22 protein-coding genes are annotated in these 25,686 nt (G+C 67.7%); 9 read left to right on the forward strand and 13 right to left on the reverse strand.

Going from position 1 to position 25,686, the window contains the following annotated elements:
- The first annotated feature begins 137 nt into the window (after nt 1–137).
- The 3 genes from ACWPKK_RS20630 to uxuA all read left to right on the forward strand — a co-directional run bounded on the left by ACWPKK_RS20630 (nt 138) and on the right by uxuA (nt 4,419).
- Complete coding sequence (locus ACWPKK_RS20630; RefSeq protein WP_452007764.1) at nt 138–1,499, forward strand: MFS transporter; 1,362 nt, start codon at nt 138–140, stop codon at nt 1,497–1,499.
- 150 nt (nt 1,500–1,649) lie between these two features.
- Complete coding sequence (locus tag ACWPKK_RS20635) at nt 1,650–3,173, forward strand: mannitol dehydrogenase family protein (RefSeq protein WP_452007766.1); 1,524 nt, start codon at nt 1,650–1,652, stop codon at nt 3,171–3,173.
- 55 nt (nt 3,174–3,228) lie between these two features.
- Nucleotides 3,229–4,419 carry a mannonate dehydratase gene (gene uxuA, locus ACWPKK_RS20640; RefSeq protein ID WP_324870803.1) on the forward strand — a complete coding sequence of 397 codons (1,191 nt, stop codon included), beginning with the start codon at nt 3,229–3,231 and terminating at the stop codon, nt 4,417–4,419.
- Between the two features lie 67 nt (nt 4,420–4,486).
- On the opposite strand, the gene ACWPKK_RS20645 is transcribed toward uxuA, so the two are convergent.
- The 7 genes from ACWPKK_RS20645 to ACWPKK_RS20675 form a co-directional block, all read right to left on the reverse strand.
- Nucleotides 4,487–7,096 (reverse strand): EAL domain-containing protein, encoded by a 2,610-nt coding sequence (locus ACWPKK_RS20645; RefSeq protein WP_452007768.1) that lies wholly within the window; start codon nt 7,094–7,096, stop codon nt 4,487–4,489.
- A 176-nt stretch (nt 7,097–7,272) separates the two neighbouring features.
- On the reverse strand, nt 7,273–8,709 hold the full coding sequence (hydA, locus tag ACWPKK_RS20650; RefSeq protein ID WP_452007770.1) for a dihydropyrimidinase: 1,437 nt from the start codon (nt 8,707–8,709) through the stop codon (nt 7,273–7,275).
- A 23-nt stretch (nt 8,710–8,732) separates the two neighbouring features.
- Entirely contained in the window at nt 8,733–9,464 is a 732-nt protein-coding gene (locus ACWPKK_RS20655) for a maleate cis-trans isomerase family protein (protein ID WP_452007772.1), read from the reverse strand.
- Nucleotides 9,465–9,494: 30 nt separating this feature from the next.
- The gene (locus ACWPKK_RS20660; RefSeq protein WP_452007774.1) at nt 9,495–10,838 is read right to left on the reverse strand and encodes an amidohydrolase family protein; all 1,344 of its coding nucleotides are present in this window, start codon (nt 10,836–10,838) and stop codon (nt 9,495–9,497) included.
- Entirely contained in the window at nt 10,835–11,617 is a 783-nt protein-coding gene (locus ACWPKK_RS20665; protein ID WP_452007776.1) for an ABC transporter ATP-binding protein, read from the reverse strand. Before ACWPKK_RS20665 ends, ACWPKK_RS20660 begins: the two co-directional genes overlap by 4 nt.
- Before the next feature lie 4 nt (nt 11,618–11,621).
- Nucleotides 11,622–12,428, reverse strand: a complete 807-nt coding sequence (locus tag ACWPKK_RS20670; RefSeq protein WP_452007778.1) for an ABC transporter permease — start codon at nt 12,426–12,428, stop codon at nt 11,622–11,624.
- A 174-nt stretch (nt 12,429–12,602) separates the two neighbouring features.
- A complete protein-coding gene (locus ACWPKK_RS20675; RefSeq protein ID WP_452007780.1) occupies nt 12,603–13,628 on the reverse strand; it encodes an ABC transporter substrate-binding protein in 1,026 nt (341 codons plus the stop codon).
- Between the two features lie 224 nt (nt 13,629–13,852).
- Between ACWPKK_RS20675 and ACWPKK_RS20680 the strand changes: the two genes are divergently transcribed.
- Nucleotides 13,853–14,605 (forward strand): GntR family transcriptional regulator, encoded by a 753-nt coding sequence (locus ACWPKK_RS20680; protein WP_452007782.1) that lies wholly within the window; start codon nt 13,853–13,855, stop codon nt 14,603–14,605.
- Here the strand turns inward: ACWPKK_RS20680 and ACWPKK_RS20685 are convergent.
- From ACWPKK_RS20685 to ACWPKK_RS20695, 3 genes are all read right to left on the reverse strand, one after another.
- Nucleotides 14,599–15,564: a D-2-hydroxyacid dehydrogenase gene (locus tag ACWPKK_RS20685; RefSeq protein WP_452007784.1), complete on the reverse strand. Its 966-nt coding sequence runs from the start codon at nt 15,562–15,564 to the stop codon at nt 14,599–14,601. The two genes, ACWPKK_RS20680 and ACWPKK_RS20685, sit on opposite strands and share 7 nt — an antisense overlap.
- A 39-nt stretch (nt 15,565–15,603) precedes the next feature.
- Nucleotides 15,604–17,589: a transketolase gene (gene tkt / locus ACWPKK_RS20690; RefSeq protein WP_452007786.1), complete on the reverse strand. Its 1,986-nt coding sequence runs from the start codon at nt 17,587–17,589 to the stop codon at nt 15,604–15,606.
- Nucleotides 17,590–17,676: 87 nt separating this feature from the next.
- Nucleotides 17,677–18,441 (reverse strand): SDR family NAD(P)-dependent oxidoreductase, encoded by a 765-nt coding sequence (locus tag ACWPKK_RS20695; RefSeq protein WP_452008253.1) that lies wholly within the window; start codon nt 18,439–18,441, stop codon nt 17,677–17,679.
- A gap of 310 nt (nt 18,442–18,751) precedes the next feature.
- Here ACWPKK_RS20695 and ACWPKK_RS20700 point away from each other — a divergent pair, with 310 nt between their 5' ends.
- The 5 genes from ACWPKK_RS20700 (at nt 18,752) to ACWPKK_RS20720 (ending at nt 22,741) form a co-directional block, all read left to right on the forward strand.
- Entirely contained in the window at nt 18,752–19,678 is a 927-nt protein-coding gene (locus ACWPKK_RS20700) for a LysR substrate-binding domain-containing protein (RefSeq protein WP_452007788.1), read from the forward strand.
- A 161-nt stretch (nt 19,679–19,839) separates the two neighbouring features.
- Nucleotides 19,840–20,466, forward strand: a complete 627-nt coding sequence (locus tag ACWPKK_RS20705; RefSeq protein WP_452007790.1) for an acetate uptake transporter — start codon at nt 19,840–19,842, stop codon at nt 20,464–20,466.
- Nucleotides 20,467–20,583: 117 nt separating this feature from the next.
- Nucleotides 20,584–21,528 (forward strand): AraC family transcriptional regulator N-terminal domain-containing protein, encoded by a 945-nt coding sequence (locus ACWPKK_RS20710; RefSeq protein ID WP_452007792.1) that lies wholly within the window; start codon nt 20,584–20,586, stop codon nt 21,526–21,528.
- Between the two features lie 137 nt (nt 21,529–21,665).
- Nucleotides 21,666–22,502, forward strand: coding sequence for an oxidoreductase (locus ACWPKK_RS20715; protein WP_452007794.1), 837 nt, complete (start codon nt 21,666–21,668; stop codon nt 22,500–22,502).
- Between the two features lie 92 nt (nt 22,503–22,594).
- A complete protein-coding gene (locus tag ACWPKK_RS20720; protein WP_452007796.1) occupies nt 22,595–22,741 on the forward strand; it encodes a hypothetical protein in 147 nt (48 codons plus the stop codon).
- Nucleotides 22,742–22,760: 19 nt separating this feature from the next.
- On the opposite strand, the gene ACWPKK_RS20725 is transcribed toward ACWPKK_RS20720, so the two are convergent.
- From ACWPKK_RS20725 to kynU, 3 genes are read right to left on the reverse strand one after another with little or no spacing between them, the layout of a single operon-like run.
- Nucleotides 22,761–23,594 (reverse strand): alpha/beta hydrolase, encoded by an 834-nt coding sequence (locus tag ACWPKK_RS20725; RefSeq protein ID WP_452007798.1) that lies wholly within the window; start codon nt 23,592–23,594, stop codon nt 22,761–22,763.
- Nucleotides 23,591–24,457: a tryptophan 2,3-dioxygenase gene (gene kynA, locus ACWPKK_RS20730; protein ID WP_452007800.1), complete on the reverse strand. Its 867-nt coding sequence runs from the start codon at nt 24,455–24,457 to the stop codon at nt 23,591–23,593. The genes ACWPKK_RS20725 and kynA overlap by 4 nt, the downstream gene beginning before the upstream one ends.
- Nucleotides 24,454–25,647 (reverse strand): kynureninase, encoded by a 1,194-nt coding sequence (gene kynU, locus ACWPKK_RS20735; protein WP_452007802.1) that lies wholly within the window; start codon nt 25,645–25,647, stop codon nt 24,454–24,456. Before kynU ends, kynA begins: the two co-directional genes overlap by 4 nt.
- Nucleotides 25,648–25,686 lie beyond the last annotated feature (39 nt).

The raw sequence follows: 25,686 nt of genomic DNA on the forward strand, positions 1-25,686 counted from the left end.
CGAAGCAGCGTGGGAGCCCGGAATGCCGGCTTCCGCGCATGCTCTTCGGCGTGCCCATGTCCGATGCAGGATCGGCCATGGGTGCGGGATCGAAGACCGGCGGCGGTGAACCGCGTCCTGGCTGGAGACGCCAAATCATGAGCGAACAGATCATTGCCGACGCCGCCCCCGCGCAGTCGGCGGAGCCGGCCGGCAGGGCCGGCGGCATCGGCAAGGCCGCGATCACGGTAAGCAAGGCCATCGGCCGCTACCGCTGGACCATCTGCGCCCTGCTCTTCTTCTCGACCACCATCAACTACATGGACCGTCAGGTTCTGGGCCTGCTGAAGTCCACGTTGATGGGCGACATGGGCTGGACCGAGTCCGACTATGGCGACATCGTCGCCGCCTTCTCGCTGGCCTACGCCTTCGGCTACATCGGCTGCGGCCGTCTGATGGACAAGATCGGCATCCGCATCGGCCTGCCGGCCGCCGTCGCCGGCTGGAGCTTCTTCGCCTGCATCCACGCCTTCATGGGCAGCGTCTTCGGCTTCAAGGTGGCGCGTGCCGGCCTCGGCCTGACCGAGGGCGGCAACTTCCCGGCCTCGATCAAGGCGGTGTCGGAGTGGTTCCCGGCCAAGGAACGGGCGCTCGCCACCGGCATCTTCAACGCCGGCTCCAACGTCGGCGCGGTCGTGGCGCCGATCCTGGTGCCGATCCTGCTGGTCGCCTTCGGCTGGCAGGCGGCGTTCCTGGTCACCGGCGGCATCGGCTTCTTCTGGGTCATCGCCTGGCTGCTGATCTACCGCAAGCCGGAAGAGCATCCGAAGCTGACGGCCGAGGAACTGGCCTATATCCGCAGCGATCCCGTGATGCCGCAGGAAAACATCCCCTGGATCAAGCTGCTGAGCTATCGCGGCACCTGGGCGAACATCGTCGGCACCTGCTTCTCGGCTCCGGTGTGGTGGTTCTACCTGAACTGGGTCCCGGGCTTCCTGAACAAGCAGTATGGCGTCAACCTGTTCGGGGCGATGCTGCCGCTGATCATCATCTACACCATGGCCGATTTCGGCAGCGTCGGCGGCGGCTGGTTCTCCTCCCACCTGATCAAGCGCGGCATGAAGCCGCTGCGCGCCCGCAAGCTGACCTTCCTGATCTGCGGCCTGTGCGTGCTGCCGGTCTTCTTCGCCTCCACCGTGTCCAACATGTGGCTGGCCGTGCTGCTGATCGGCATCGCCGCCTCCGCCCACCAGGGCTATTCGGCCAACGTCTACACCATCGTGTCCGACACCATGCCGCGCAACGCGGTTGGCTCGGTGGTCGGCATCGGCGGCTTCTGCGCTTACTTCGTCGGCATGTTCGTGTCGATGGGCGTCGGCCGCCTGCTGGACGCCACCAACGGCAACTATCAGGTGCTGTTCGGCATCGCCTCCGTCCTCTACCTCGTCGGTCTGGCGATCATGCACTTCGTGCTGCCGAAGACCGGTTCGGGCCGGACGCCCGCCGGCATCGAGGTCTGACACGCCACCCCACGCTCCGGGGCGCCCTGCCCCGGAGACCTTCCGAACCATTCAAGCCTTACCGAATGACGGTGCACCGGCCCCCCGCGACACTCCGCGACAGCGGAAAAACTGGGTGACCGCAGCGACCGCCGCGAACCGGAGCCCATCATGCCCGACGCGAACACCGCCCTGCTGGCGGCCCGTCCTTCCCAAACCCGCCTTTCCCCCGACACCCTCCGCCGCCTTCCCCAGGCCGTCGAACGCCCCGCCTACGACCGCGCCGCGGTGACGCCCGGTATCGTCCATGTCGGCCTCGGTGCCTTCTGCCGCGCCCATCTCGCCACCTACACCGACGACGTGCTGGCGACCGGAGCGAAGGATTGGGGCATCGTCGGCGTCGATCCGCTGTCGCCGGCCATCCGCGACGCGCTGAAGCCGCAGGACTGCCTCTACACGCTGCTGGTGCGCGAGGAGAACCGCGATAGCCTGCGCGTGGTCGGGTCCTTCCTCGACGCCATGGCGACCGCCGACCAGCTGGAAGCGGTGCTGGCCCTGACGGCGAAGCCGGAGATCCGTATCGTCACCCTGACGGTCACGGAGAAGGGCTATTGCCAGGACGCCGCCACCGGCTCCCTGGACGAGGCGCACCCGCTGATCCGTGCCGACCTTGCCGATCCCACGGCACCGCGCAGCGTTCCCGGACTGCTGTGCGAAGCCATCAGCCGCCGCCGCGCCGCCGGAGTGGCGCCCTTCACGGTGCTGGTCTGCGACAACCTCGCCCAGAACGGCATCAAGGTTAAGGGCATCGTCGTCCGCTACGCCGAACTGCGCGATCCCGAGCTTGCCGCCTACATCGCGGAACAGGTCAGCTTCCCCTGCACCATGGTCGACCGCATCACGCCGGCCACCCAGGACGCCGACCGCACGACGGTGGAAACGGCGCTGGGCTGCGCCGACGCCTGGCCGGTGGTGACGGAGCCATTCAAGCAATGGGTGATCGAGGACCGCTTCCCGCTCGGCCGGCCGGCCTGGGAAAAGGCCGGCGCCATCCTGGTCGACGACGTCCACCCGTTCGAGCTGATGAAGCTGCGCTGCCTGAACGGCGCCCATTCGCTGCTGGCCTACCTGTCGGTGATCTCCGGGATCGAGACCATCGCCGACGCCATGGCCGATCCGCAGCTGCCCGCCGTCATGCGCCGCATGTGGGCATCCGACCTGATCCCGACCCTGCCGCCGGTGCCCGGAACCGACATCCCCGCCTATACCGCGGCGCTGGAGGCGCGCTTCCGCAACCCCGGCATCCGCCACCGCACCATCCAGATCTCGTCGGACGGATCGCAGAAGCTGCCGCCGCGCCTGTTGGAACCGGCACGCGAACTGTTCGCCGCCGGCAAGGCACCTAGGGTGATCCCACTGGCCGTCGCCGCCTGGATGCGCTTCCTGCTGGAAAAGGACGAGGCCGGCAACGCCTATGCGGTGGCCGACCCGATGGCGGCGGCGCTGACCCGCATCGCCCGCGTCCATGCCGGCGATCCCGGCGCGCTGGCGGCGGCCCTGTTCGCCATCGAGGACATCTTCGCGCCGGAACTGGTCGCCGAAGCCGGCTTCCGCGACGCGGTGGTCCGCCATCTCGACAGCCTGATGACCGTCGGCGTCGCCAAGACGCTGGCCGCCTTCCTCGCCAATTCGTGAAATCGCAGCGGTCACGACCGCCGCAAGCAAACCCGCTTCTTGAAAGGACCATATCATGCAGGAAACCTGGCGCTGGTTCGGCCCGGACGATCCCGTCACCCTGGAGAAGGCCCGTCAGGCCGGTGCCACCGGCATCGTCACGGCGCTGCACCACATGAATCAGGGCAGCGTCTGGACCACCGAAGAGATCATGAAGCGCCGCGCCATGGTCGAGGCCGCCGGCCTGACCTGGTCGGTGGTGGAAAGCATCGGCGTCGGCGAGGAGATCAAGACCCGCACCGGCGATTTCCGCACCAAGATCGACAATTACAAGCAGTCGATCCGCAATGTGGCCCGCGCCGGCATCCCGGTGATCTGCTACAACTTCATGGTCATCACCGACTGGAGCCGGACCAACCTGATGCACCGGCTGCCGAACGGCGGCTATGCCCTGCGCTACGACAGCGTCGATTTCGCCGCCTACGACCTGTTCGTGCTGAAGCGCCGCAACGCGGAGGCCAGCTACGATCCCGCCCACATCGCCGCCGCCAAGGCGCGGTTCGATGCGATGACCGTAGAGCAGGTGGCCGAGCTTGAACGCAACCTGATCGACTGGCTGCCGGCGCGCGACTTCGCCTATGACCGCGACAGCTTCCGCGGCATGCTGGAGCTGTACCAGGAAATCGGCGTCGAGGATCTGCGCGCCAATCTGGTCGAGTTCCTGCGCGAGATCACGCCGGTCGCGGAAGAGGAAGGGGTGCGGCTGTGCATCCACCCCGACGATCCGTCCTTCCCCATCTTCGGCCTGCCGCGCGTGATGTCCACCGCCGACGACGTGCGGGCGATGTTCGATGCGGTGCCGCAGGAGGCCTGCGGGTTGACCCTGTGCACGGGATCCTTCGGTTCCAACCCGAAGAACGATCTGGTGGCGATGGCGAAGGAGTTCGCTCCGCGCATCCACTTCGTCCATCTGCGCAACACCACGCACGAGCCGGACGGGTCCTTCTACGAGGCCGACCATCTCGGCGGCGACACCGACCTGATCGGCGTGGCCGCGGCGCTGATCGACGAGGAGGCCCGCCGCCGGCAGGCAGGCCGCGCCGACGCCCAGATCCCGATGCGTCCCGACCATGGCCATCTGCTGGGTGACGACATCGGCCAGACGATGAACCCCGGCTACTCCTTCGTCGGCCGGCTGAAGGGCCTCGCCGAGCTGCGGGGCGTGATGCGGACCATCGAGGCCTTCCGCGAGAAGCGGGTGGCGTGACGACGGGCGTGACAGCGGCGGGGGCCCTCTCCAGTGCGGGGGGAGGGGCCCCGCCGCCGAGCGCGCGTCAGAGACGAACTTCGCCGTCCGCCGGGCAGACGTCTGCCGGACAAAGCGGCCCGCTCCCCGCGGCGGTCAGTGTCAGGTCGAAGGACTCGGCAGGAACCGGATGGCCGAGATAGCGACCCTGGGCATAGACGCAGCGCACCTCGCCGGCCAGTGCCTGCTGTTCCCCCGTCTCGATTCCTTCCGCGATCACCGTCAGGTTCATGCTGCGGGCCAGCGCCACGATGGCGCGCACCATCTCCTGGTTGCCGGGGTTCCGCGCCATGTCCTGCAGGATGACCTGATCGATCTTCAGGAACTCCACCGGCAGCCGCCGCAGATGGCCCAGCGACGCATAGCCGGTGCCGAAGCCGCTGATGGAGAAGGCGATCCCCAACGTCCGCAACGTCTGCATCGTCCGTGTCGTCTCATCCGACGGCGACAGCATGGCGGCTTCCGGAAGCTCCAGGATCAGCCGGTCGGGCGGGACGCCATGGCGGGCGAGGCTGCCGGCGACCTGCTCCTCGAAGCCGAAATGGCGGAGCTGCAGGGAGGACACCGGGACGGTCAGACGCAGGGCGGTGGCGCCACGGTCGCGCCAGTCCGCCAGTTGCCGGCAGGCGGCATCCAGCAGCCAGCCGCCGAGCGCCAAGATCAGTCCGTTCGCCTCGGCGAGATGCAGGAATTCACCGGCGGAAAGCAGGCCGCGGTCGGGATGATTCCAGCGCACTTCCGCCTCGGCACCCGCCAGCAGGCCGCTGGCGACATCCACCACCGGCTGGAGGAACAGCGCGAGCTGGCCCTTCGCCACCGCCTCGTGCAGTTCGTTCTCAAGCTGCAGATGCGCCAGGGCGTCGGCATCCATCGCCGGATCGTAGAAGGTCGAGTTGGCCGTGCCCATGCGCTTGGCATGGTACATCGCGACATCGGCGTTCTTCACCAGAAGCTCGGGATCGGTCCCCTGGTCGGGGGCGACGGTGACGCCGATGCTGGCGGAGATGTGCAGGGTCTGGCCGGCGATGCGGAACGGCTCCGACAGGCAGTCGAGCAGGCGGCGGGCCACCCGCTCGGCGTCCTCGCGGTCGCCGATGTCGGACAGGATCACCGTGAACTCGTCGCCGCCGATCCGGGCGATGGTTTCGGAATCGCGCAGGCAGCCGGCCATCCGCTGCGCCGCCTCGCGCAGCAGCACGTCGCCGGTCTGGTGGCCCAGCGTATCGTTGACCCATTTGAAGCGGTTCAGGTCGATGAACAGCAGGGCCATCCGGTTGCGCAGCCGCGACGCCCGCCGCAGTGCCTGCCGCAGCCGGTCGTAGAACAGCGGCCGGTTGGGAAGACCGGTCAGCGCATCGTAATTGGCCTGGTGCCGGATGGTCTCCTCCGCGCGGCGGCGGGCGGTGACGTCCTGGATGGCGGTGATCAGGCCCAGCACGAGGCCATCGGAATCGTGGAACGGCTCCCCCACCTCCTGAAGGTCGAGATGGCCGTCGTCGGAGCGGGTGATGCGGTATTCGATGTCGAAGCGGCTGTTCTCCGCCCAGGCCCGGCGGTAGGCCTCCTGCACGTCCAGGCGGTGCTCCGGCATCACCCGGTCAAGGTAAAGGCCGATGGTGAGCAGGCTGGAATCGCCCGGCAGACCGATCAGCTCGCGGAAATTGGCGGAGACCTCCAGCCGTTCCTCCGGCAGATGGACGGTGTAGGCCAGCCGGGCGACCCGTTGCGCCTGGGCCAGCCGCGCCTCGCTGAGGCGCAGCGGCTCCTGCCGCTTCAGCCGGTGCAACAGGCGCTGGAACAGGAAAAGCAACGCCAGCAGGGCCAATGCGAAGCCGGCGGCATAGGGCGCGATCCGGCGGACCAGAGTGCCGCCGGGTTGTTCCGGCTTCCAGGTCAGGATGCCGACCGGCTGATCCGCGATGGCCTCCAGGGACAGGCTGGCCAGGGCCGGAAGAGCCGGCGTGTCGATCGGGACCACGCGCAATTCGGCGATCCGCCGCGACTCGGCGAGCTTCGCCAACTCGCCTTCCAGCGTGGTCAGGAAGACCTGGACGGGCTGTTGCGGGTCGGGCGGCAGGGCGGCGCGCCCCTCCTCATACTCGATCACGCGGGCGCCGAAGACGAAGGGAGTCTGCCCGATATGGACGATGCCGCTGATCGCCCGGCCGGCGGTCCGCGCCGCCGTCAGAACCGGCCGCAAATCCGCGGCCTCCCGGGCGGCCGCATCCAGGTCGCCGCGCAGGGCGCCGTCCTTCGACGCATAGATCAGCCCGTCACGGCCGTTCCAGGCATAGGAGCGGTCCAGCCCCCACAGGCGTTCCGCATAGGGACCGACATTGGCATTGGCCCAGACGCCGTCGAATCGAACCACCAGATGGTCGACGGCGTCGTTCCACAAGCTGTATTCCTCGGCTTTCTTCCCCATCGCGGCGCCCAGATCGGCCACCGCATCGACGATCTCCGCCTTCGTCCGCTCAGCCATCGCCGTGTCGATTCGCCGCGCCGTCTCCAGCGCCATGAACATCACGAACGCGATGGTCAGCACAACCATGGCGATAAAAATCAGCCCGATCACGTTGAGCCGGCGGGCATCGCCCGTGGCCCGATCGAAGATTTCTGGAGTGCGGGGAGAGATCATCGCGAAAGTTACCGAGTTTCGAATGTCACAATTATTGTGCCCTCCTTCCAGTTAATTTTCCGCTTATGAGAACAGTTCGCAGGGGACGCAGATCAATCTTACCGCGCAGCCGGCCTCCTGTTGCGCGATACCTTGCCTTTCGTCATAGATTTGGGCTTCGCAATCCGGTGTAACCCTTAGAAGGACAATGCCGGCGCCGGCGATCCCTTCGGCCGGGCCGGGGCCGGCAGGCCGCAGGGCAAGAAGGCGCCGCGGCCGGGCGACGCCAGCAGTTCGCCGTCGCGGCACACGACGTCTCCGCGCGACAGCGTGACCACCGGCCAGCCGGTGACCTCGATTCCCTCGTAGGGGGTGTAGTCGACCTCGTGATGCAGGATGTCGTTGGTGATCGTCACCTTGCGTGCCGGATCCCAGATCGCGATGTCGGCGTCCGACCCGACGGCGATGGTGCCCTTGCGCGGGTGCAGGCCATACATGCGGGCAGGGTTGGCGGCGGTCAGCTCGACGAACTTCGTCAGCTCCATGCGGCCTTTCATCACGCCCTCGGAGAACAGCAGAGGCAGTCGCGTCTCCACCCCCGGAATGCCGTTGGGTACGCAGCGGAAGGGGGCCTTCTCGCCGTTCACCTTCTTGCCGCCCGGCCCGTCGAAGCGGAACGGCGCATGGTCGGAGGAGAAGATCTGGAAGGTGCCGCCGGTCAGCCCGTCCCAGATCACCTGCTGGTTGGCGGCGTCGCGCGGCGGCGGCGAACAGATGCATTTCGCGCCCTCGAATCCCTCCCCGCCCAGATCGTCGGCGGTCAGGAACAGGTATTGCGGGCAGGTTTCCGCATAGATGCGCAAGCCCCGGCCCTGGGCCCAGCGGATCTGCTCCACCGCGTCGGCGCCGGAGACATGGACGATCAGGATCGGCACGTCCACCAGCTCGGCCAACGAGATGGCGCGGTGGGTCGCCTCGCGCTCCGCCACACGGGGGCGGGAGACGCCATGGAAGAAGGGCGCGGTCTGGCCGGCGCGCTCCAGCTTCTCGGTCAGCCAGGCGATGCAGTCGGCATTCTCCGCATGCATCATCACCATGGCGCCCTCGGACCGCGCGATGTCCAGCACCTCCAGAATCTGGCGGTCGTTCAGCTTCAGCGCGTCGTAGGTCATGTAGATCTTGAAGGAGGTGTAGCCGTCGCGGATCAGCGCCGGCAACTCCTGCCCCAGGACCTGCTCCGTCGGGTCGGTGACGATCAGGTGGAAGGCATAGTCGATCACCGGCTTGCCCGCGGCCCGGCGGTGATAATCCTCCACCGCGGCGCGCAGGGACTGGCCCTTCTGCTGGCAGGCGAAGGGCAGCACCGTGGTGGTGCCGCCGAACGCCGCCGAGCGGGTGCCCGACAGGAAATCGTCGGCCATCACCGACTCGTCACCGGTCGGCTGGTCGAAATGGACATGGCCGTCGACCCCGCCCGGCAGGACCAGCAGTCCGTCGGCATCGATCTCCTCCCGCCCGGCGGCGAGCCCGCTGCCGAGCGCCGCCACCTTGCCGTCCCGCACGCCGACATCGGCCTTGAACACGTCCGACGCGGTGGCGACCGTGCCGTTGCGGATGACCAGATCGAAGTCCATGCTCCCCTCCCCTTGTTGTCGCCTCAGCCGTGCAATTCCCGGAACAGGCTGCCCCAGCCCTGGACCCGGCGGGTGTCGACGCCGGTCATGCGCAGCGCCTTCCACAGGACGGTGGACACCGTGTCGTAGACGGGGATGCCCAGCGCCTTTTCCACCCGCTCCGCCACCGGGGCGCCACGCATGTTGGTGCAGATGATGGCGATGGCCTCCGGCTTGGCCTCCGCCACCTCCATGCACATGCGCTCGATCCGCTCCTCGCTGATCTCGGAGAAGGAGAAGTTGCCGCGGTCGTTCAGGTGCCGCTCCGCCACCACCTCGAACCCGGCAGCGTTGTAATTGGCGACCATCGTCTGCTGGATCTCGTCCAGATAGGGGCTGACGATGGCCAAGCGCTTGCGCCCCGTCGTCTCCAGGATTTCGTTCAGCGCCAGCATCGAGGTGCAGGCGGGAATCCCCGTCTCATCCTCGATCGCCTTGCACAGCTTCACGTCGGCATCGAAGCCAAGCCAGCCGGCCGAGGTGCCGTTCCAGCCGATCACGTTCAGCTGCGCATCGGCCAGCAGCCGGGCTGCATCGAGGAAGGGCGCATCGGTGAACTGGTCGAGCGCCGCGGCGCGCAACGAGATCTCCTTGACGGTGAAGCGGCCGAAATGGGCGCTCACCTCCGCCAAGCCGCTCAGCATGGCGGCGGTCACCGGTTCGAGCACCGTGTTGGAGGACGGGGTCAGCATGCCCAGAAGAACGCGCTTGGTCATCTCGGGGTCGGTCTTTCTTCAGGAGTTGGGTCAGGCACGCGCCCACAGGGCGCGGGCGGCCTTGTCGGCCTCGGTACAAATCTCTTCCAGGTCGGCGTGGACGGGGCGGCCGCCGTCGACCAGCGTTTCGCCGTCCACCAGCACCATCTCCACATCGCCGCCGCGGCCGGTGTGAACCAGCGTTCCCAGCGGGTTGATCAGTGGGCGCAGGTGCGGCCGGCGGGCGTCGAACACCACGAGGTCGGCCACCTTGCCGACCGCCAGCGTGCCGATCTCGTCGGCCATCCCGACGGCGCGGGCTCCGCCCAGCGTCGCCATGCGGAAGACGTCGGCGGGCTGCCAGTCGGCGGTGACGCCGCCCTGGCCGATGCGTCCGGTGGCGAGCGCCCAGCGCATCGCCTCCACCATGTCGCCATGCTGGGTGTCGGTGCAGAGCGCCAGATTGACGCCTGCCGCCTTCAGCGCCGGGGTCGGCGCCAGCCGGCCCGACGCCGCGTTGCATTTCGGCACATGGACGGCATGGGCGCCTGCCCGCGCCAGCCGGGCGATGTCGTTCTCATCCACATAGAGGCAATGGGTGGCGAGCAGCCGGTCGTTCAGCAGCCCGGTCTCCTCCAGCAGCGCGGCCGGAGTCATGCCGGTGGCGGCCTTCACCCGCTCCACCTCCACCCGGCTTTGCGCCAGATGGGTGTTGACGCGCATGCCCCGCTCCGCCGCCACCTCGCCCAGCGTACGCAGGAAGGCGGGGGAGCAGGTGTCGGGCGCATGGGCCGCCATCTGCACCCGGATGCGCCCGCCACGCGCACCATCCCAGCGGTCGTGCAGGTCGAGAGTCCGCCGCAGCAGATCCTCGCCGAGTGCGGCATCGAAACTCCATTCGCCCTTGGGCACGCGGGCGAAATCGACGTCATGCACCCGCCAGCCGGCATGGATGCGCAAGCCCAGCTCCGCCATCGCCTCCAACGTCGCGTCGGCATGGACGAAATGGTCGCAGACCAGGGTGGAGCCGGCGAGCAGCGCCTCCACCGCACCCAGCCGGGCCAGCGCGCGGGCTTCCTCCGGCGTCGCGTCGGTGCCCTTGGGCACGCCCGGCGTGTAGGACGGCGCGAAGCCCAGGTCGGCGGCGACACCGCGCACCATCACCAGCACCGCATGCAGATGGGCGTTGACGAAGCCCGGCGTCACCAGCCGCCCCGGCAGCGCCAGCGTCCGCCGGGCCGGCGGGACCGGCTGCGCAGCAGGCGCCAGATGGACGATCCGCCCATCGCGGATGCCGAGCGCCGCATCCTCCATCACCCCGGCCTCATCGCCGGTGATGACGGTCACGCCGGTCAGCAGCAGGTCGAGTGGTTGCGGTTCAGTGGCGCCGGTCATGCCGCGGCGACCTGCCGCTTCTGCAGGCCCTCCTCCCGGATCAGGTTCAGGATGTGGCGCTTGTGGTCGTTGAAGCGCGGGCTGGTGATGTCGCGCGGCCGCGGCAGGTCCAGTTCGATGCGTTCGCGCAGGCGGCCCGGCCGGCTGGTCAGCACCGCCACCTGGGTGCCCAGCACCAGCGCCTCGTCGACGCTGTGGGTGACGAAGACGATGGTGCAGCGCTGCTTCTGCCAGATGGCGACCAGTTCCTCCTGCATGTCCATCTTGGTCTGGGCGTCGAGCGCGGCGAAGGGCTCGTCCATCAGGATGACCTGCGGGTTCAGCAGCAGGGCGCGGGCGATGCCGACGCGCTGGCTCATGCCGCCCGACAGTTCGGCCGGGTAATGGTTCTCGAAGCCCTGCAGCCCGACGAGGTCGATGTATTCCTGTGCCGCGGCGCGGCGGTCGGCCTTGCGCCAGCCCTTCAGGCGCAGGTGGAAGGCGATGTTCTCCCACACCGGCAGCCAGGGCATCAGGTTGGCCTGCTGGAACACCATGCCGCGGTCGGCGCCGGGCCCCTCCACCGGCTTGCCGCCAACGGTGACGGTGCCCTTAGTCGGCTTTTCGAAGCCGGCGATCATGTTCAGCAGGGTGGACTTGCCGCAGCCGGACGAGCCGAGCAGGCAGAGGAACTCGTTGCGCTCCACCGTCAGGCTGACGTCGTCGATGGCCAGCAGGTCGCGCTTGCGCTTGGCGTCGCCGTAGATCTTGGTGATGTTCCGAAGTTCGATGGAAGCCATGGGGTCAGCCCTCCCGGCTCTGGAGCGTGGAGGCGTGCTGCCAGTGCAGCGCCGCGGACATCAGCAGCTTGATCAGCGCGTCGGTGGCATAGCCCAGCAGCCCGATGCTGGCCATCGCGGCAAGGACGAGGTCGTAGCGCAGGAAGTAATAGCTGTCCCACAGCACGTACCCCAGCCCGCTCTTGACCGCGACCATCTCGGCGGTGACGGTCAGCATCCAGGCGGCGCCGATGCCGATGCGCAGGCCGGCGAAGATGCTGGGCAGCGCCGCCGGGAACACCACATGGCGCAACAGCTGCTGTTCGGTGGCGCCCATCATCGAGGCGGCGCGGATCAGGTTGCGGTCGGCGGTCTTCACGCCGTGGATGGTGTTCATCAGGATCGGGAAGAAGGCGCCGAGGAAGACCAGGAAGATCGCCGGCTTGTTGGCGATGCCGAACCAGATGATCGCCACCGGGATCCAGGACACCGGCGGCACCGGGCGCAGCATCTGGATGGTCGGCTCGATGGCGCGCTCCACCCAACTCCACCAGCCGATGGCGATGCCCAGCAGCACGCCGCTCGCCACCGCGATGCCATAGCCGGCGGCGACGCGCACTGCGCTGGACAGCGCGTCGGCCAGCCAGCGCCCGCTGTTGGCCTGCGCCGTCTCGTCGAAGCCGAACACCCAGTCGGCCCAACTGTGCAGCACGATCGAGGGCGCCGGCAGCAGCGCCGCCGGCAACAGGCCGGACCGCGACACGATCTCCCAGGCCGCGAGGATCAGGACGGGAACGACCGCGCGCTCCCAGGATTTCGACAATGCGGTCATGGACCGGCCTTTCGATGGTCGTCGGTGGGGTATCTGAGATGGGAGAGGCGCAATTGCCCCCACCCCGACCCTCCCCCGCTGGGCGGGGGAGGGAGTTTGTCGCGGAAGCGGCGGCAGTTCCCTCCCCCGCCCAGCGGGGGAGGGTTAGGGTGGGGGCCGGAGGCTGACGCCCCCTCAGCCCCCCAGCTCGCTCTTCGGCTTCTTCGTCACCGCTTCCAGAAACCGGTAGTCGATGTTCTTCACCGCCACGTCCGACACGTCTTTGCTGATGTATTTCAGTTCCCGCATCATCGTGGCGATGGCGACGGTGCTGTCCTTGTGGATGGCGTAGTCGGGGAAGGCGTTTTCCAGCGACGCCGCCGCGATGTCCTTGTTGAGCCCGGTGTATTTGTTGATGGTGTCGACCCACACCGTACGGTCGGTCTTCAGCTTGTCGACCAGCGCCACGACGGAGGCGACGGTGGCCTCGACCGCCTTCGGATGCTCCTTGATCACGTCGGACCGCGTGACGATCAGGTTGGTCAGGTTGCCGGCCGCCTGGTCATAGGGCAGCGCGAAATGCGCGCCGACGCCGGTGCTGCGGATTTGCGAGGCGAAGGGCTCCACCGTGCAGATCACGTCGACCTCGCCGCGCTGCAGGGCGGCGGCATGGTCGGACGGATTGGGGATGTTGATGAACTGGACGTCCTTGTTGGCGTCGATGCCGTGCTTCTGCAGGGCGCCGCGCATGTGGATGTCCTGCGCGTTCCCGCGCGACGCCGCGACGCGCAGCGGCTCGCCCTTCGCCTTGCGGGCAGCCGCCAGCGCCTTCAGCCCGGCCCAGTCGCCGGCCTTCAGGTCGATGCCCTTGGCGGTGACGATCTCCGACCCGCCATTGACTTGGCCGGAGATGGCGACGACGTCGAAGCCCTTGTCCAGCGCGGTGACGTAGTGGAGGTAGGTGACCTGCGCCACGTCGATGCTCTTGGACACCAGCGCGGTCAGCACGTCGTTGCCGGAATTGAAGTTGATCGCCTCGATCGCAACGCCCTTCGCCAGATCGGGCGTCAGCGCCATCGGCAGGCAGTGGGCGCATTTGGCGAAGCCGAGCTTCACCGCTTCCACATCGGCGGCCTGCGCCGTCGGTGCGGCCGCCGCCAGTGCGGAAAGGGCCAGCGCGGTGGCGGTGACGGCGTTCAGGGTGAGGGACCGGATCGACATGAGGCTTCGGCTCCAGATGCGGTTGCGTTTCCACCTCTGTCGCAAGCACCGTGCCAGATTGTATACAAAATCTCTATTCTGTAATTATAATTACATATCAGTATCTTAGATATATTATTGAGCGGAGGATCATCAACGAGGTTGCTTGCCTTATTTTTAAGCGCATGGCATCGTTTGAGCAAGAATGCCCAAGTATGCAGCAGAACAGGCCCGCCGGATCGACCATGGACAGCCCCGCAAAGACCGCCACCGGCCCCCTGCGCCGCGAAACGCTGCATCACTCCGCGGTGGCGGAATTGCGGGCGATGATCCTTGAGGGGGAGCTGCCGCCCGGCCGCCGCGTGCCGGAAATGGAGTTGTGCGAACAGCTGGGCGTCTCCCGCACGCCGTTGCGCGAGGCGCTGCGCGTGCTGGCGGCCGAAGGGCTGGTGGAACTGCGCCCACACCGTGGTGCCGTGGTGACCCCCGTCGATCCCAAGGAGATCGCCGCGATCTTCCAGGTGATGGAGGCGCTGGAAAGCCTCGCCGGCCGACTCGCCTGCGACAACGGTTCGGCCGAGGAGTTCGCGGAGTTGGACCGGCTGCACGGCGAGCTCGTCGCCCAGTTCCAGGCGGGGGAGCGTGCGGCCTATTCTACCACCAACCGCCGCATCCATGGCTGGATCGTCGCCATGGCCGGCAATCCGGTGCTGGAGGCGACCTACAAGGGTTTCGCCGCCCAGCTGAACCGGGCGCGCTCGCTGGCGAATTACGATGCCGACCGTTGGCAAGAATCGCTGGCGGAGCATGAGGCGGTCATGGAAGCCCTGAAACGCCGCGATGCCACCGCCACCGCAGCCCTGCTGGCCGACCATAGCCGCCGCACCGCCGATGCGGTCCTGCGCACCTTGCGGCAGGGCAATGAGGCAGGTACGGTTTCCGGGAAGGATGGCCGGTCGGTTTCCGACCACCCCGCCGGCATCGGCGTTCGTCAGTAGGCACCCATCACGAGGTTGCTGGGCGAGCCGGCGACGAAATTTTCGATGTTGTCGATCAATTGGTCGGCCAATGCCTGCTGCGCCTCGTCCGACGCCCAGCCCAGATGCGGCGTGACGATCACGTTGGGCCGCCCGGCGATCCGCATCAGCGGGCTGTCGGCCGGAGGCGGCTCGGGCATCGTCACGTCGAAGCCGGCGCCGCCGACCAGCCCTTCGTCCAGGGCCGTCACCAGATCCTCCTCGACCACCAGACCGCCGCGCGCGGTGTTGATGATCAGGGGCTTGCGCTTCATTTGGCGGAACTCGGGCATGGCGATCATGCCGCGCGTCTCCGGCGTGAGCGGGCTGTGCAGGGTGATGACGTCGCTGGTCTCCAGCACCACGTCCCAGGGCGTGTAGAGCGGGCCGAGGCCGGACTTGCCCTTGTGCGCGGCGAACAGCGGAACCATGCCGAAGGCGCGGGCGATGTCGGCGACCCGCTGGCCCAGCACGCCCTCGCCGATGATGCCGAGCCGGGCGCCCTGCAGGTCGTGGATCGGGTGGTTGAAGAAACAGAACTGGCCCGACTTCTGCCATTCGCCGTCCAGCACGTCCTGCCGGAAGGGCACGATGTTGCGGCGGAGCGCCAGCATCAGGGCGAAGGTGTGTTCCGGCACCGTGTTGATGGCATAGCCGCGGATGTTGCTCACCGCGATGCCGTGCGTCCGGCAATATTCCTTGTCGACGCAATCGGTGCCAGTGGCGGCCACGGCGATCAGCTTCAGCTGCGGCAGCTGTTCCAGCAGGTCGGCGGTCAGCTGCACCTTGTTGACGATGGCGATCTCCGCACCGGCCAGACGGTCCAGCACCTGATCCGGCGTGGTTTGGGCGTGTTCGACCAGTTCATGCGGAAAGCCGGGCCTGCGCAAGCGAATCTGCGGGGCGAGGGTGGCGCGGTCGAGGAAGACGATCTTGCGCATCACGATGTCCTTGGTCACGAAAGAGGGGGGGCGGTACGGTCAGAGCCGGCGCTTGACCTCGGCCACGATGTGGGCCGGGGTGATGCCGAAGCGTTCGAACAGGGCGTCGACCGGGCCCGATGCACCGAAGCCGCTCATGCCGATGAAGCCGCCGGTCTCGCCGACATATTTGTCCCAGCCCAGCCGCACCGCCGCCTCGACGCCGACGCGCACCGTGCCATAGCCGATCACCTCCGCGCGGTAGGCGTCGTCCTGCCGGTCGAACAGTTCCCAGCAGGGCATCGACACTACGGCGGTGGGGATCCCCTCCGCCTGCAAGGTCTTGCGGGCATCGAGCGCCAGCGCGACCTCCGACCCGGTGGCCATCAGCGTGACCAGACGCTTGCCGCCTTCGGCCTCGGCCAGTACATAGGCGCCGCGGCGCGTCAGGTTCTCAGACCCGTAGGCACGGCCGGTCGCGGGCAGCGCCTGCTTGGAGCAGACCAGCATGCTGGGGCCTGTCCGGTGTTCCAGCGCGATCTCCCAGCATTCGACGGCTTCGACCGCGTCGGCCGGGCGCATCACCAGGATGTTCGGCATGGCCCGGAAGGAGGCGAGGATCTCCACCGGCTGGTGGGTCGGCCCGTTCTTGCCGACCGCCAGCGAGTCGTGGCTGAAGACGTAGAGCGCCGGCAGGCCCATCAGCGCCGCCATGCGCAAGGTCGGCCGCTGATAGTCGGAGAAGGCGAGATAGGTTACGCTGACCGGGATGATGCCGCCATGCGCGGCCATGCCGTTGACCATCGCCCCCATCGCATGCTCGCGCACACCGCAATGGACATAGGTGCCGGCCGGCTCTTCGGCGGTGAAGGAGGTGCGCGTGCGCTTGTGGTTGGTCGGCGCCTCCAGGTCGGCACAGCCGATCATCATCTCCGGCAGGACGTCGGCCAGCAGCGTGGTGATGTCGCCGGACGCCTGGATGGACGGCTGGGCAACCCGTTCGTCGGCCATGCGCTTCTTGTAGGCGAGCAGCGCGTCGCGCCAGCCGTCGGGCAGCCGGCCCTCGATCACGCGGGTGAACTCGGCGCGCTCCCGGTCCGGCAGGGCGGCGATGCGGCTGTGCCACGCGTCATATTCCCCGCCATGGCGCGCACCGGCATCGCGCCAGCCGTTCAGCACCTCGTCGGGCACGGTGAAGGACGGGTACGGCCAGCCGAGATTGGCGCGCGTCGCCTCCAGATCCTCCTTGAACAGGCGGGCGCTGTGGCCGCCGCGCTGGCCTTCCAGGCGCGGGATACCGCGGGCGATCACCGTGCGGCAGGCGATCATCGACGGGCGCGGGTCCTGCTTCGCCAGCGCGATGGCCGCCGACACCGCCTCGACATCATGGCCGTCGACCTCCTGCACATGCCAGCCGGCGACGCGGAAGCGGGCGGCCACGTCCTCGCTGATCGACAGCACGGTGCTGCCGTCGTCGGTGATGCTGTTGTCGTCCCAGAAGAAGATCAGCTTTCCCAGCCGCAGATGGCCGGCGAGCTGGATGACCTCCTGCCCGACGCCTTCCTGCAGGCAGCCGTCGCCGACGAAGGCGTAGGTGTGGTGGTCGACCAGGGCGGGGCCGTATTTGGCGTTCAGATAGGCTTCGGCGACCGCCATGCCGAAGGCGTTGGCGATGCCCTGGCCAAGGGGACCGGTGGTGACCTCGATGCCCGCGTCGGGATCATATTCGGGATGGCCGGCGCAATGCGATCCGAGCTCGCGGAAACTCCTGATCTGGTCGAGCGAGATGCGCTCGTAGCCCAGCAGGTGCAGCAGGGAATAGAGCAGCATCGACCCGTGACCGTTCGACAGGACGAAGCGGTCGCGGTCCGGCCAGCGCGGATCGGCCGGGTTGCATTTGAAATGCCGGGTGAACAGGGCCGTGGCGATCTCCGCCATGCCCAGCGGCACGCCCTGGTGCCCTTCGGTGGCGCGCTCGATGGCGTCGATGGACAGGAAGCGGATCGCGTTGGCCATCAGGCGGGGGTCGATGGCAGCGGGGGGCATGGCGAAGGTCTCCTCACCGCAATCCCCATTGGGGGCGGCGGTCATTGAAGGAATGGACGGAAATCGGAAAGGACGGGAGCCGCGCGGTCAGCCGTGGATCAGCATGCCGCCATTGACGTCGATGACGGAGCCGGTGATGTAGCCGGACAGGTCGGAGGCCAGGAACAGAAAGGCGCCGGCCACATCCTGCACATTGCCCAGACGGTTCAGCGGGATGCCGGCCAGGATCTCCACCTTCTTGTCGTCGCTGATCTTGCCGGCATTGATGTCGGTCTGGATCAGGCCGGGCGTCACGCAGTTGACGCGGATGCCGTCCTTGCCCAACTCGCGCGCCATCGCCTTGGCGAGGCCGAGCACGCCGGCCTTCGCCGCCGAATAATGCGGGCCGCCGAGGATGCCGCCGCCGCGCTGCGCCGACACCGACGACATGCAGGCGATGGAGCCCTGGCCGCGCCGCTGCATGTGCGGGATCACCGCCTGCGACAGGTAAAGCACGCCGCGCAGGTTGACATCGAGAATGCGGTCCCAGCTTTCCGGATCGATGTCGACGGTCTTGGCCGGCTGGGTGATGCCGGCGTTGTTGATGAGGATGTCGATCTGTCCGAAATCGGCGATGACGCGCTCCACGGCACCCTGGCAGGCGGCCCGGTCGGTGACGTTGCAGGCGTAGCCGCGATGCGCGGGTCCGATCAGCGCCGCTGCCTCGGCCGCGGCCTTGCCGTCCAGGTCGAGGATGGCGACCCTGGCGCCCTGCTCGGCGAACATCCTTGCGGTCGCCATGCCGATGCCGCGGAGAGAGGCGGCGCCGGAGATCACGGCGACCTTGCCGTCGAGGAGCGAACGCTGCTGCATTGTCATGGGACCTTTTCAGTTCGAGGGGCCGATCCCCGGCGCGGCGAGGAGCGAAGGAGTTCGTGAGGAGGGCTCATCTCTGGTGCCGTGCTGGAGCGCGCCGGGACAGGAATGCCGTCGCCGCGCCTTCCGTTCAGGCAGTGCCGGATTTTCCGCCCGATCCGGCAGTTTGATCTCAATAGCGCGCCGAACCGATGGGTCGTGCCTTGGCAGGTTCTTTCGAATGGCTGCGGCGCGATGAAAGACTTGCATTACCCCGGAGCGTCTGACAAACGCATCGTTTGCAACAGGTCATGAATTGGATTCACCTATGACTGGCCGTCTTCCGCTGACCCAGCTACGCGCCTTCGAGGCGGCCTGCCGCCTGGGCAGCTTTGCCGCGGCGGCTCAGGAACTGGCGGTCACCCCCTCCGCGGTCAGCCATGCGATCCGGGAACTGGAGCGCATGCTGGGGACGGTGCTTTTCCAGCGGTCGCCGCGAAAGATCGAGCCGACGCCGGAGGGACGGACGCTCTTCCAGCACGTCACCCGCGGTTTCGACCAACTGCAACGCGGCCTGCAGGAGATCACGACCGCCGGGCCGGCGCGCATCAGGGTTCATTGCGCGCCGTCCTTCGCCGCGCAATGGCTGTCGCCGCGGCTCGGCCGCTTCCTGGGTCTTTACCCGGCGGTGGAGCTGAAGCTGTCGGCCAGCCCGGACTACCCGCGGTTCCCGTCCGAGGAATACGACCTCTCCATCGTCTATGGGGAGCCGCGCCAGACCGACGTGGTTGCGATCCCACTGGGGCAGGAGACGGTCTGCCCACTGTGCGCGCCGGCCATCGCGTCGCGGGTCACCGCCATCGACGATCTCCTGTCGGTCCCGCTCGTCCGCAGCGACCACAACCGGGTCACATGGCCGATGTGGTTCGACGCCAACTCCGCCATAGCAGCCACCCCGGCGGGACCGCGCTTCGACCGCAGCTTCATGGCCATCGCCGCCGCGGTGAACGGGGTCGGCGTGGTGCTGGAATCCACGCGCCTGGCGGAGCGCGAACTGCAGACCGGCCAACTGGTGGCCCCACTGGAGGGACGCTCGCAAAGCCTGCGGCATGTCGCGCATTGGATGGTCTGGCCGAAGGGCGCCGAACGGAAGCAAGCCTTCCGCTGCTTCGTGACCTGGCTTGTCGAAGAGTTGGGCGTTCCGAAGATCGACTTCGACAAGACGGCCCCAAGCCATCGGACGCCGCCCGGTTGACGCATACGGATGCGGTGGTATGTCGCTGGTATGACCACTTCATCGGCGCGCCGGAACGTGGTCTTAAAGGTGGCGGCGGGCGTTCGGTGTCCGCCCTTCTCCAACACCTTATCTTTGCCGCGGGCGGGCTGAAGTTTGCCGCCCGCGAGACTGGAACCAGAATGTCAGTATCCGTTCTCGTCGCGAAACCGGCTTCGCCTGCCGAAGCCGGTCAGACCGTTTCCCACGCCCCGCTCAAGCACGGCAACCCGGCCGTCGTCGGACTTGCCGGCTTCGGGCTGTCGACCCTGCTTCTGCAGTTCCACAATGTCGGCTGGGTCGACATCGGCCCGGTGGTCTGGCTCGGCCTGATCTTCGGCGGGGTGGCGCAGATGATCGCCGGCCTGCAGGAGATGAAGGCGGGCAACAATTTCGGCTACAGCGCCTTCACCTCCTACGGCTGTTTCTGGATCTCGCTGTGCCTGATCCTGATCGGCAACAAGACGGGCCTGTTCACCGTCAGCGAGACGGACATCGGCTGGTTTCTGGTCGCCTGGACGCTCTACACCGCGATCATGACCATCGGTGCCATGCGGATCAGCCGGGTGCTGGGCCTGATCTTCATCACGCTGCTGGCCGGCTTCGTCCTGCTGGATCTGGCCCATTTCGCCGATCACATCTTCACGGTGATCGCCGGCTACGAGTTGATGGTCTGTGCCGGTCTGGCGCTGTACGGCATGGCGCACGCCGTCTTCCTCGACGTTTTCGGCCGCGACGTGCTGCCGATGGGAAAGCCGTTCCTGCGCTGACAGTCCGACCCAATCCTCGCCGATGCTTGCACGATCCTCTTGGACATCTGTGAGCATCGGCATCTGGGCGCTAGGATGGCTGGCTGCGGACCGATCCGGAATGGGAGCCTGCCATCCATGTTCCTGCCATCCAATTTTAAGCAGACCGAATTATCGCTGATCCTGGACCGCGTGACCGCCGATCTGGGGGACGGCGTCCATGAAACGCAAATTCCCCGGCTGGCGGTGGTCCGCGCCGGCAACCCGACCGAACAGATCCACACCGTTTATGAGCCCTCCGTCTGCATCATCGCGCACGGGGCGAAGCGCACCATTGCCGGCGACCAGATCCTGGACTACCGGGCCGGACAGTATATTGCCGTGTCGCTCGACCTGCCGGTGATCGGACAGGTGACGCAGGCGACGGCGGAAAGCCCTTTCCTTTGCCTGCGCCTGACGCTGGACCCGGCGCTGCTGAGCGGCCTGATCCTGGAAGCAGGATTGAAGGCAGCGCCGCAGGTCAACCAGGGGCTCGGCCTGACGACCAGCCTCGCCACGCCGGAGATGATCGACGCGGCGGCCCGGATGGCGCGGCTGCTGGAAACGCCCGACGCCATTCCGGTGCTGGCGCCGCTGGTCGAACGCGAACTGCTCTACCGGCTGCTGACCGCCGACCAGGGAGCCATGCTGCATCGGATCGCGCTGGGCGAGAGCCGCACCGCCCAGATCGGCCGCGCCGTGAAGTGGATCAAGGACAATTTCCGCGAGCCTCTGCGCATCGAGACGGTCGCGGCAAAGGCCAACATGAGCCCGTCGGCATTCCACCAGCATTTCAAGGAGGTCACGGCGCTCAGCCTGCTTCAGTACCAGAAGCAATTGCGCCTGCAGGAGGCGCGGCGGCTGATCCTGGCCAATCTGGCCGATGCCGCCAGCGCCGGCTTCGCCGTGGGCTACGGCAGCCCGTCCCAGTTCAGCCGCGAATACGCCCGCCTGTTCGGGTTGCCGCCCATCCGCGACGCCGCCCGTCTGCGCGCCTCCATGACCGGCGAGGATGCCGGCGCCCGTCAGGCGGCGCGGGCCTGACGGATTTCTCCCGGTTCCGGAGGATCAGGCAATCCTGTCGGACCTCTGGTCTACCGGGTGCGCACCGCCCGCCCCTATCCTCTCTTCATCGGGACCGCAGCGCACTGCGGGTCCTCCAGCGAAGATGGGAGACGGACATGAGCAAGGTTTGGTTCATCACCGGCAGCGCGCGCGGCATCGGGGCGGAGATTGCAAAGGCGGCGCTGGCCGCCGGCGACCGGGTGGTCGCCACCGGCCGCAAGCTCGACCAGCTGCGGGCGGCCTATGCCGGCCATGGCGACCGCGTGCTGACGGTGGCGCTCGACGTCGCCGACGAGGCACAGGCGGTTGCGGCGGTGCAGGCGGCGGTCGACCGCTTCGGGCGTATCGACGTGCTGGTCAACAATGCCGGCTTCGGCCAGCTCGGCCGGTTCGAGGAGATCGAAGCGGCGGACATCGAGCGGCAGTTCACCACCAACGTGTTCGGGCTGTTCCACGTCACCCGCGCCGTTCTGCCGGTGATGCGCCGGCAACGGTCGGGCCGCATCCTGAACCTGTCCTCCATCGGCGGGGTCCTGGGCTTTGCCGGCGCCTCGGTCTATTGCTCGACGAAGTTCGCGGTGGAGGGCTTCTCGGACTCGCTGGCGCTGGAGGTGGCGCCCTTCGGCATCCACGTCACCGTGGTCGAGCCCGGCTTCTTCCGCACCGATTTCCTCGACGGAAGTTCGGTGCGCTACGGCACCAAGGAGATCGCCGATTACGCCGCCCACTCGGCCGAGCAGCGGTCGACTTACGACAGCTACAGCCACAAGCAGCCGGGCGACCCGGTGAAGCTGGCCGCCGTCATGGTCGAACTGGCCGACACGCCGGAACCGCCCCGCCATTTCCTGGCCGGCTCCGATGCGCTCGCGATGGCCGACGGCGTGATCGAGCAGCGCCGTGCCGAGATCGCCGCTTGGCGGGACCGCTCGGCTGGGACCGATTTCGCAGCCTGACAGCGTGGGGATCGGGGGCGGCCACCCCGCCCCTGCCCTCCACTCTCCTGGAGAATCAGGCAAGGAATACCATCACGACAGGAGATGCCGCCATGCTCTGCATCGGGATCGTCGCCGCGTCGCTCGGCCTGCTTCTGCTGGTCGGCAGCGACCGCAGCTTTCAGATTCATACGCGCCATGAGGCGTACCAACCGACCGCCAATCCCCACCGCCCGCGAGGGGAGGAGTTGCTGGGTTGAGGATCAGCCGATCACCGCTTCAAGACCCAAGCAAAGTTGCCAACAGATCTGACTTCGGATCGGCCAGATCGTCGATGACGTCGAAGTGATGGCGCCCGGCGGCCAGCCGCAGTTCGGTCGCCGCCCCCAGCCCATGCCAGATGTTGGCGAGCAGTTCGGTCTGCCGGACGAACTCCGGCCGTTCGGCGGCACCCGCCCAGCAGGTGATGCGGGTGCCCGGCCGCGGGCGCAGAAGGGCCGGGCTTTCCGCAACAGCCTCCGCCTCGTCCATATTCAACGTGCCATTCATGCGGGTGTTCAGCAGCGGCCGCAGGTCATGCAGACCGCTGATGGAGACGACATGCTCCACCCGCCCCTGCACCTCCGCCGACAGTGGCGCGTCGGCACAGGCAAGCCGGCTGACCAGATGGCCGCCGGCGGAATGGCCGGTCAGGCGCAATGGTCCCGGCTGGGTTTGCGCGATGGCCTCCACTGCACGCGCGACCTGCCGGGTGATGCCGGCGATGCGGCTGTCGGGACAAAGCGTGTAGCTGGGCATCGCGACGGCCCAGCCGCGGGCGAGCGCGCCGGCCGCCAGATGCGACCAGCGCCCCCTGTCGAAGGCCATCCAGTAACCGCCATGGACGAACACGACAGTCCCTTTTGCCGCAGCATCGGGGTGGAACAGGTCGTATTGGTCCCGTTCGCCCTCGCCATAGGGCAGGTCCAACTCCGCCCGGCCGGGTGCCGAAAGCTCTGCCCGGAAGGTTGCCGCCTGCTCCGCCCAGCGCGCCGGATAGGCGTCGCCACCGGGGATATAGGCGCTGTTGCTGTAGGCGTCGTCCCAATCGGTGATTGCCTGCAATCCGCTCACAGCACCGTCCTCACGCGCCAGAGTTCCGGGAACAGCTCCACCGCCAGCATGTTGCGCAGGTAGGACACGCCGCCGGTACCGCCGGTGCCGCGCTTGAAGCCGATCACCCGCTCCACCGTCGTCACATGGTTGAAGCGCCAGCGGCGGAAATAATCCTCGAAATCCACCAGTTTCTCGGCAAGCTCGTACAGCGGCCAATGCGCTTCGGGGGACTGGTAGATGACCCGCCACGCCTCCGTCACTCCGTCATGGGGCTGGTGGGTCTGCGTCACGTCGCGCTCCAGCACTTCGGCCGGAACCGGAATGCCGTTGCGGGCCAGCAGGCGCAGCGCCTCGTCGTACAGGCTGGGGCGGGACAGCTCCCGTTCCAGCATGGCGTGGATTTCCGGCCGGTGGGCATGGGGACGCAGCATCGCCGGGTTGCGGTTGCCCAGCAGGAATTCGATCTCCCGGTACTGGTAGGACTGGAAGCCGGAGGATTGGCCCAGATCGTCGCGGAAGCGGGTGTATTCGCTGGGCGTCATCGTGCGCAGAACGTCCCAAGCGGAATTCAGCTGTTCAAAGATGCGGGCGACGCGGGCCAGCATCTTGAAGGCGGGCGACAGCCGATCCTCGCGGATCGCCTCGCGCGCGGCGCGGATCTCGTAGACCGCCAGCCGCATCCACAGCTCCGAAGTCTGGTGCTGGATGATGAACAGCATCTCGTCATGGGCGGTGGAACGCGGGATCTGCGCCCCCAGGATGCGGTCGAGATGCAGATAGTCGTCGTAGGACATCCGCCCGTCGAAGGCCATCTGGGCGCCCTCGGCCGCCGGATCGTAAGGCTTGCTCGTGTCGTGCCCAGTCATGTCACGCTTGCTCATGTTACGGCGGCCTTCCTGTGGTACTCGGGCCGGTCCCAAAGCCCGCCGTCCATCACCTGTTTCAGCACGGCGACGGCGCCGCGCACCTCCGCCTCGCCGATGTAGAGCGGGGTGAAGCCGAAGCGCAGGATGTCGGGCGCGCGGAAATCGCCGATTACGCCGCGGTCGATCAGCGCCTGCATGATGGGGTAGCCGTGGGGATGGCGGAAGGACACCTGGCTGCCGCGCCGCGTGCCGTCGCGCGGCGATGCGAGTTCCAGCGCCGGGCACTGCGCCTCCACCAGTTCGATGAACAGGTCGCAGAGCGCGATGGAGGTGCGGCGGATTTCGGCCATCTCCACCCCGTCCCAGACGTCCAGCGCGGCGTCGAGAGCGGCGAGCGCGATCACCGGCGGGGTGCCGACGCGCATCCGCTCCACCCCCTCGCCGGGGCGGTAGGAGGGGTCGAAGGCGAAGGGCGCCTCATGCCCCATCCAGCCGGACAGGGCCGGCCGCGCCGTCTGCGCATGGCGCGGGGCGACATAGATGAAGGCCGGCGCCCCCGGTCCGCCATTCAGATACTTGTACGTGCAGCCGACCGCGAAATCCGCGCCCGTACCGGCCAGATCGACCGGCAGCGCCCCGGCGGAATGGGCGAGATCCCACACCGTCACCACGCCGGCCGCATGGGCCCTGGCGGTCAGCGCCGCCATGTCGTGCAGGCGGCCGGTCCGGTAATCGACCTCCGTCAGCATCAGCACGGCGACATCCTCGCCGATCGCCCCTTCCACCTCCTCCGGCGCCACCACCTTCAGGACATGGCCGCGGCCGAGCGTCTCGATCAGCCCCTCCGCCATGTAGAGGTCGGTCGGGAAGTTGCCGCTGTCGGACAGGATGACACGGCGGTCCAGCCGCATCGCCAGGGCCGCGGCCAGCGCCTGATAGACCTTGATCGACAGGGTGTCGCCCACCACCACGCTGCCGGCCGGCGCGCCGATCACCCGGGCGATGCGGTCGCCGACGACGCGCGGCTGCACCATCCAGCCGGCGCTGTTCCAGCCGCGGATCAACTGGCCGCCCCATTCCGCGGTCAGGGTGCGGGCCACCCGCTCTTCCGCGGCGACCGGTAGCGGTCCCAGCGAGTTGCCATCCAGATAGATCACGCCGTCGGGAATGCGGAAGCGGGCGCGTGTCGCTTGGAAATCCGTCATCGCTCTGCCTGCTCCTTCAGGCCGGAAGGCGGCAGCACA

It is taken from the genome of Azospirillum largimobile (assembly GCF_977007025.2).